Here is a 6,975-nt window from a genome sequence, read left to right as displayed (position 1 = left end):
GCGGGCCACCTCGTTCACGGTGGCCCCCATCTCCTCGCCGCTCGCGGCCAGGGCCTGGGTTTGCTGGGATACCTGCTCGTTGCTACTTGCGATCTCCAGGATGGCCGAGGCGAGTTCCTCGGCGAGCCGGGCCAGTTCCTGGCTGGCCCCGGCGGCCCGGCGGACCACGTGGCGCACCCGGTCCGCGAAGAGGTTGAACCAGTGGGAGAGGCGGTCGAGTTCGTCTCGCTCCATCGCCCGGGTTCGGCGGTAAACGTCGCAGTTGGGACACTCGTCCACCGTGCCGTCTCGGAGCTGACGGCAGCGGATCTCCTCGGCCCCGAGTTGGAGGCTCCCCACGGCGGACCAGCACGGGTCGTCGATCCCGAACGAGGGGCACTCCCGGTCGTCGCAGTGCATCACCTCGGAGCAAACCGGAAAGACCTGGGGCAGCCGCCGCGACAGGTCCCCGTCGCCCAGGGCCATGTCCTCGAGGAGGCCGGACACCCGGTTGATCCGCCGCACCGTGGTCACGCCGAGCCACCCCAGGAGCCCCAGAAGGACGGCGGAAAGGCCCGCCCCGCCGGCCGCCGTGAGCCGTTCCGCCCGGACGACCGACCGGCGCACCCCCTCGCTCGCCGCGGCCAGGCGCCGGTCCACCCGTTCGCGGACCGAGGCGGCGGCGTTTCGCGTGGCGTCCAGGGCGAAAAGCATGGCCGAGCGCGCGTCCCGGGCCCGTCCCTGGGCCTCGATCACCTTCTCGGCGGCTGTGCGGTACTGGGCGAAGACCTTAGCCCACGTCCTTCCGTCCGCCGTCTTCGTGGACGCCAGGTTCATGGTTTCCATCTGCCCCTGGATCCCGTCCAGCCCGGAACGGAACCGGGCCAGGGCCTCCGCATCCCCGGTGACCAAGAAGCGGTTCAGGGCGTCCTTGGCCTGGAACAGGGGGTCGCGGATCACGCTCATCCACCCCATCGCTGCCACGACGGCCTCTTCCCTCGACGCCAGTTCGCCCCGTAGTCCGGCCGACGCGGAAAACCCCAGGATCTTTTGCGCCGCGACCCAGTCGGCGAGCTTCGCGACGAACCGCCCGTGGGTTTCCAGAAAGGCGCCAATAGGGTCGGCGAGTTCGGCGTTCCCTTCCCCCTTCGCGAGGGTCGCGACCTGGCCGGCTTGGGTGGCTCCCACCTGCTTCACACGGTCCAGGAACGGGTCGGCGTCGTCGTCGGTCAGCCGCCGGGCGGCATCCGCGAGGTCGAGCACCCCCAGTTCGGCCGCCGTCACCTCGTTGACCAGGTGGACCATGTCCTCTGCCCGTTGGGCCGCCAGCCCGGTACCCCGGAGCGCCGGGATCACGAGCCACGCGAGCCCGGCAAAGCCGCCCAGGCTGAGTCCCATGACCGCCAGGAACTTTCCGCGCAGGGAGAGGCGAATCCGTCGCACGTTGGAACCTCCTTGGTTCGAGAGTTCTCCGACACTCCGTCACTCGGCCCCGAATCGGCACGGAAGCGCCGAGACTTTAGAACATGGTTTGTGCCAAATGACGGTTTGGAAGGTATGCAGAAAGATCCGGGGGGCTAAAGTCGGGCGCGGGGAAGGCCGATTATTCAGGTTGGCTGTGCGTAAATGTCCCGTGTCCCCCCGGCACGGACCCGGCATCGGAGGGACCCTCGAATGGTTTCGAACATCCTCACCGAGGTGGGAACGAACGAGCTGGAAGTGGTGGAGTTCCTTGTGGATGGGACGGCCTACGCGATCAACGTCGCGAAGGTGCGCGAGATCGTGAACCCCGGGCCCACCACGCCCCTTCCGGAGGCCCACGCCTGCGTGAAGGGGCTGTTCCGCAACCGTGACGAGGTGTTTCCCCTGATCGACCTCGGGGCCTGGCTGGGCGTGGCGTCGCCCCAGGACACCCGCCGCAGCAAGGTGATCGTCTGCGAGTTCAACCGGCGGCGGGTCGGGCTCTGGGTTCACGGGGTGAGCCGGATCCATCGCTTGAGCTGGGCCGACATGGAGCCGCTGTCCGGCACCACGCTCACCGGGTCCCGCGCGGTGGTGGGGCTCCTTCGCCTCGGCGAGAACCGTGAGCGGCTGGTTCTCATGCTCGATTTCGAGCGGATCACCTCCGAGGTGTTGCCGGAGGACGAGGCCGAGGCCCGCACCGCCCCGGACGAGCGTCGCCGGGGCCGGTCCATCCTGGTGGCGGAGGACTCGGCCATGGTCCGAAAGCTCCTCGTGGACCGCCTGGGGGGGGCCGGGTACCGGGTGACGGCGGTGCCAGACGGGCAGGCCGCGTGGGAGGCCCTGGAGGCGCAGACCCCGCCGGACCTCGTGATCACCGATATCGAGATGCCCCGCATGGACGGGCACCACCTGCTCCGCCGCATCCGGGCGCACGAGGCCCTGGGGGATCTCCCGGTGGTGCTCTACTCCTCCATGATCCACGAGGAGATGCGGCGGAAGGGGGAGGCCCTGGGGGCCACGGCCCAGTTGTGCAAGCCGGACCTGCCCCATCTCGTGGAGGCGGTGGACCGGATCCTGTTCGGGTGACGCGGGGTACCCCGCGCGAGGGAAAACGGGTCGGGGGCGCCGGGGAAGGGCGTCCCCTTCGTCGTGGGAACGTTGTTCGGAGAGGGAGGTTTCTTCCATGCGGATCGGCATCCAGGCCAAGGTGTGCGGGTTTTTGGTGATCGTGCTCGCGCTCGCCTTCGGGGCGAGCGCCTGGGTTTCCACGGCGAGATCCATGAGCGCCCTGGAGGCGCTGGGCGAACAGAGCACTGGGGCCCTCGAGGCCGCCGGCATCGCCCGGGCCCGAAGCGTGTTTTCGAGCCTGGAGGCCGGCACCAAGGGGTCGGTGGAGCGCGGCGAGATGGACGTGTTCGAGGAACTCCTGTCCGACCTCGGCAAGGTGGAGGGCGTGGTGGAGGTCGGGCTCACCGACCCCGAGGGCAAGATCGCCTACGCGAGCCGCGAGGAGTCGGTGGACCGGGACATCGACGCCGAGGCGTTCCGAAAGGCCGCGGCCGCCACCGAGCCCGTGGAGGTCCCCGAGGGCGCCGAGATCACGGTGATCCGGGCTCACCGGTACGAGGAGCGGTGCCTCGAATGCCACGACGGGGTGAAGCCCGGGGACCTGGCCGGGGCGCTCTACGTGCGGTTCAGCGTGGCCGACGTGGTGAAGGCCCGGGAGGAGACGGCGGCCTTCGTGGCCGGGGCCCGGCGGGCCGGCATCCGCACCGGGGCGCTGGCGGGCCTCGCGGGGCTCGTGGCGGCCGGGCTTGGCACCTGGTTCCTCCAGGCGGGGCTCGTGACCCGGCGGATCCGGCGGTTCGTGGCGCTGCTGAAGGACATGGCCGAGGGCGAGGGGGATCTCACGAAGCGGCTGCCCCTCAACTACGTGGACTGCTCCAAGGCCAAGAACTGCGGCCACGACGAGTGCGCCTCGTTCGGCAAGCGGGAGGCCTGCTGGAGCCACGTGGGATCCATGCAGCTCATCCGCGAGAAGATCCAGTGCCCGGGGGTGCTCTCGGGTAAGGTCAAGTCCTGCGAGGAATGCGAGGTGTTCCAAGCGGCCGAGCGCGACGAGTTCGACGAACTGGCCAACTGGTTCAACATCTTCGCGGACAAGGTCCGGTACATGGTGGACCAGGTGAAGGACTCGGCGGCCGAGATGGCGGCCGTGAGCGAGGAGTTGTCGACCACCACCACCCAAATCGCGGCGAGCAACGAGGAGGTGTCGCAGCAGACCCAGGCCCTGGCGGCGAGCGGCGAGGAGATGGGGGCCACGGTGCACGAGGTGGCCCGGAACGCCTCGGGGGTGGCCGAGGCCTCGGGCCGGGCCCGGGAGAAGGCCCAGGAGGCCGCCGGGAAGGTGCGCGAGACCGAGGAGGCCTTGGGGCGGATCGCCGAGGTGGTGGCCGGCGCCGGCCGGGTGGTGGAGGGACTGGGGGCCGAGGCCGAGAAGATCGACGTGGTGATCCGCACCATCGAGGACATCGCCGACCAGACCAATCTCCTGGCCCTGAACGCGGCGATCGAGGCGGCCCGGGCCGGGGAGCACGGCCGGGGGTTCGCGGTGGTGGCCGACGAGGTGCGAAAGCTCGCCGAGAAGACGGTGAAGGCGACCCAGGAGATCGCCCGGACCATCGCCGGGATCCAGGGGGAGACCCAGAAGGCCGTGGCGGCCATGACGGAAGGGGTGAGGGAGGTGGAGGCGGGGAAGGCCCTGGGGCAGGAGGCGGCCGGGGCCATGACGGAGGTGGAGGCCGAGGCGTCGGGGGCGGCGGCCCAGGTGGAGCAGATCGCGGCGGCCACCGAGGAGCTCACGGCCACCATCGAGAACCTGGCGATGAACCTCGACCAGATCGCCCAGGGGGTGGGGGAGAACACCCGGGCCGGGGACGAGATCGCCCGCACGGCCGAGACCCTGGCCCGGAAGGCCGACGAGCTGCGAAGCCTCACCGACCGGTTTCGCACATAGGAGACAACCATGGTGTCACACGAGCCGCAGGCCCGGGAACCGGCGGTTCCACCGCCGGACGCGCCGGAGGGGCCCGAGCCGGTGCGGGAGGCCGCCCGGGCCGCCGCCCGCTGGGCCTCTTGGCAAACGCTCCTCTCGACGGGGATCCTCGTCCTGGTCGTGGCCGGGTCCCTGGGGTGGAATCTCTGGTGGGAGTCCCGCCACGCCGAGGAACTGGCCTGGGTGGCCGCCCGGGGGGTGGCCGACACCGTGGTGGCCCTGCGGGCGTGGACGGCCGAACAGGGCGGCGTGTACGCCCCGGCCGGGCCGAGGCTGGCCCCCAACCCGTACCTCGACGCGCCCGACCGGGACGTGACCGACAGCCTGGGGCGGCGGCTCACCAAGGTGAACCCGGCGTACCTGACGCGGCTCGTGGCCGCGCGCCTGCCGCCCTCGGCAGGGGTCCGGATCCGGCTGGTGAGCGACCGGCCCCTGCGGCCCGGGAACCGGCCCGGGGGGTGGGAGGTGGAGGCGTTGGCCGCGGTGTCGGCCGGCGGCCCAGGCGACTGGGGCCGGGTCGCCGCAGGACCGGACGGCCGGCGGGAGTTCGAGTATCTGCGGCCGCTCTTCGTGGAACCCGGGTGCCTCACCTGCCACGCCAAGCAGGGTTACCGCGAGGGCGATCTGCGCGGCGGTCTCAGCATCGTGCTGGACTACGAGCCCTTCGCCGCCCACCGGCGGGCGCGTGCCTTCCGGCTGGTCGCGGGCCACGCCGTGGTGCTCGCGGCCGGGCTTTGGGCGGTGCTGTGGCTCGGGGCGCGGCTTCGCGCCCGGGCGAAGGCCCTGGAGACCGCCCTGGGGCGGGTGCGGGTGCTGGAGGGGTTCCTGCCCATCTGCGCGGCCTGCAAGAAGATCCGGCAGGAGGGGGGCGATCCCGGGGATCCCGAGGCCTGGGTGCCCGTGGAGACCTACGTGATGGAGCGAAGCCACGCCCAGTTCAGCCACGGCCTGTGCCCGGAATGCCTGGAGCGGCTCTACCCGGAACTCCGCCCCGGAAAGGGAACGGACCGAAAGGGCTAAAGCGGGAGGCCGGAACGCGCGATACGTGTCAAACCGCACCTCGCACCGGCGGGGACGCGAAACCCAACCCCTTTCACCCCATTCACAGGAGGGAGCCGATGCAGTGGGAAGCCAAGATGGCCACGGGGATCGCCAAGGTGGACGCCCAGCACAAGGAGCTCATCCGCCAGGTGAACGAGCTGATGGACGCCATGAAAGCGGGGAAGGGCCGCCAGATCATCGGTGACGTGCTGGCGTTCCTGGGGAAGTACGCCGTGGAGCACTTCGCCACCGAGGAGGCCCTGATGCAGCGGCACGGCTACCCGGGCTACGCCGAGCACAAGGCGGTCCACGAGGCGTTCAAGAAGGACTTCGGGGCGCTTGCGGCCGAGTACGACCGAAACCCCGAGAAGCTCTCCGTCACCATCCAGGTGCAGCACCGGGTGATGGACTGGCTCCGGGACCACATCCTGGGGATCGACCAGAAGCTCGGCGCGTTCCTGCGGGAGAAGGGCGTGGCGTAGCGCCGCCGGCGTCGGGGGAACCGCCGTGTCTCCGACCTGGATCGTCCCGCCGCTCCTGGGTTCCCTCTTCCTCGTGGGCGTCTACGGCTACCTGTTCGTCCGGTACCGGGAGCCGTTCCTCGGGGTTTGGACCTGGGGCTGGGGCCTCTACACGCTTCGGTTCGCCGCCCTGGTCCCGGTGGCGCTGGGGGCGGCCGGTCCGGGCTGGAGGGTGGCCAACCAGATGTTCGCCCTGTGGAGCGGTGTGCTCCTCTTTCGGGGCGTGCGGGAGTTCCAGGGGAAGCGGCTGGCCCGGGGCTGGGTCGCGACGGGCGCGGCGCTTTCGGCCTGGGTCGCGGCGGGGCCCTCGCTTTCGGTGCCGTTCGCGGTCTACACGCTCCCAACGTTCGCGTTTTTGGGCTTCGTGAACTGGGAGGCCGGCCGAGCGCTGCTCTCGAAACGGGGACGGCTCGCCGACGCGGAAGGGCCGGCCCGGCTCACGGGGACCGCCTTTCTCCTCTGGGCGATCCACAAATGGGACTATCCGTTCCTGGCCCGGCTGCCCTGGGCCGCGCCGTGGGGGTACGCCCTGGGGGCGGTGCTCGGGCTCGCCACGGCGGTGGGGCTTCTCGTGACCTACCTCGAGCGGGAACGGAACCGGGCCGAGCGAAACCGGTTGTTCCTGCGGGGGGTCCTGGACGCCATCCCGGACCGGGTCGCCGTTCTCGATCCGGAACTGCGGGTCCTCGATGCGAACCGGGCCGCCGGCATCCAGGCGGAACGGCACGGGGGAGTGTGCTGTGGGGACGTCCGGGGCGACTCCGCACCCTGGTGCGAGGACGGGGGCTGCGTGGCGGCCGCGGCACTGGAGCAGGGCGTGACGGTCCGGGCGACGCGCCGCGGTGCGGACGAGAACGGCCGGCCCGTCGTCTGGGACGTCCTGGCCGCGCCGCTTCGGGACGGCGCCGGGCGGCT

The 6,975-nt window shown here is 71.1% G+C and carries 5 protein-coding genes and 1 pseudogene; 5 read left to right on the top strand and 1 reads right to left on the bottom strand.

The window, feature by feature from the left end:
• Window positions 1–1,422 (bottom strand): annotated as a pseudogene (locus ACY0I8_RS14835) (hypothetical protein); the annotation flags it as partial.
• Window positions 1,423–1,653: 231 nt separating this feature from the next.
• Here ACY0I8_RS14835 and ACY0I8_RS14830 point away from each other — a divergent pair.
• The 5 genes from ACY0I8_RS14830 to ACY0I8_RS14810 form a co-directional block, all read left to right on the top strand.
• Window positions 1,654–2,529 carry a chemotaxis protein CheW gene (locus ACY0I8_RS14830; protein WP_461395361.1) on the top strand — a complete coding sequence of 292 codons (876 nt, stop codon included), beginning with the start codon at window positions 1,654–1,656 and terminating at the stop codon, window positions 2,527–2,529.
• 97 nt (window positions 2,530–2,626) lie between these two features.
• Window positions 2,627–4,459: a methyl-accepting chemotaxis protein gene (locus ACY0I8_RS14825; RefSeq protein WP_461395360.1), complete on the top strand. Its 1,833-nt coding sequence runs from the start codon at window positions 2,627–2,629 to the stop codon at window positions 4,457–4,459.
• 9 nt (window positions 4,460–4,468) lie between these two features.
• Entirely contained in the window at window positions 4,469–5,518 is a 1,050-nt protein-coding gene (locus tag ACY0I8_RS14820; RefSeq protein WP_461395359.1) for a Tll0287-like domain-containing protein, read from the top strand.
• Between the two features lie 98 nt (window positions 5,519–5,616).
• The gene (locus ACY0I8_RS14815) at window positions 5,617–6,021 is read left to right on the top strand and encodes a bacteriohemerythrin (protein WP_461395358.1); all 405 of its coding nucleotides are present in this window, start codon (window positions 5,617–5,619) and stop codon (window positions 6,019–6,021) included.
• A gap of 25 nt (window positions 6,022–6,046) precedes the next feature.
• The coding region (locus tag ACY0I8_RS14810; protein WP_461395357.1) for a PAS domain-containing protein at window positions 6,047–6,975 on the top strand (929 nt) is incomplete at its 3' end.

Source organism: Deferrisoma sp. (assembly GCF_054681715.1).
Note: the sequence above shows the minus strand (reverse complement) of the source record. Positions and strands in the feature narration are given on the sequence as shown.

Excerpts from the sequence above, each read along its gene's own strand:
- ACY0I8_RS14830 (WP_461395361.1), top strand. The coding sequence starts at position 1,654 with ATGGTTTCGAACATCCTCACCGAGGTGGGAACGAACGAGCTGGAAGTG.
- ACY0I8_RS14825 (WP_461395360.1), top strand. The coding sequence starts at position 2,627 with ATGCGGATCGGCATCCAGGCCAAGGTGTGCGGGTTTTTGGTGATCGTG.
- ACY0I8_RS14820 (WP_461395359.1), top strand. The coding sequence starts at position 4,469 with ATGGTGTCACACGAGCCGCAGGCCCGGGAACCGGCGGTTCCACCGCCG.
- ACY0I8_RS14815 (WP_461395358.1), top strand. The coding sequence starts at position 5,617 with ATGCAGTGGGAAGCCAAGATGGCCACGGGGATCGCCAAGGTGGACGCC.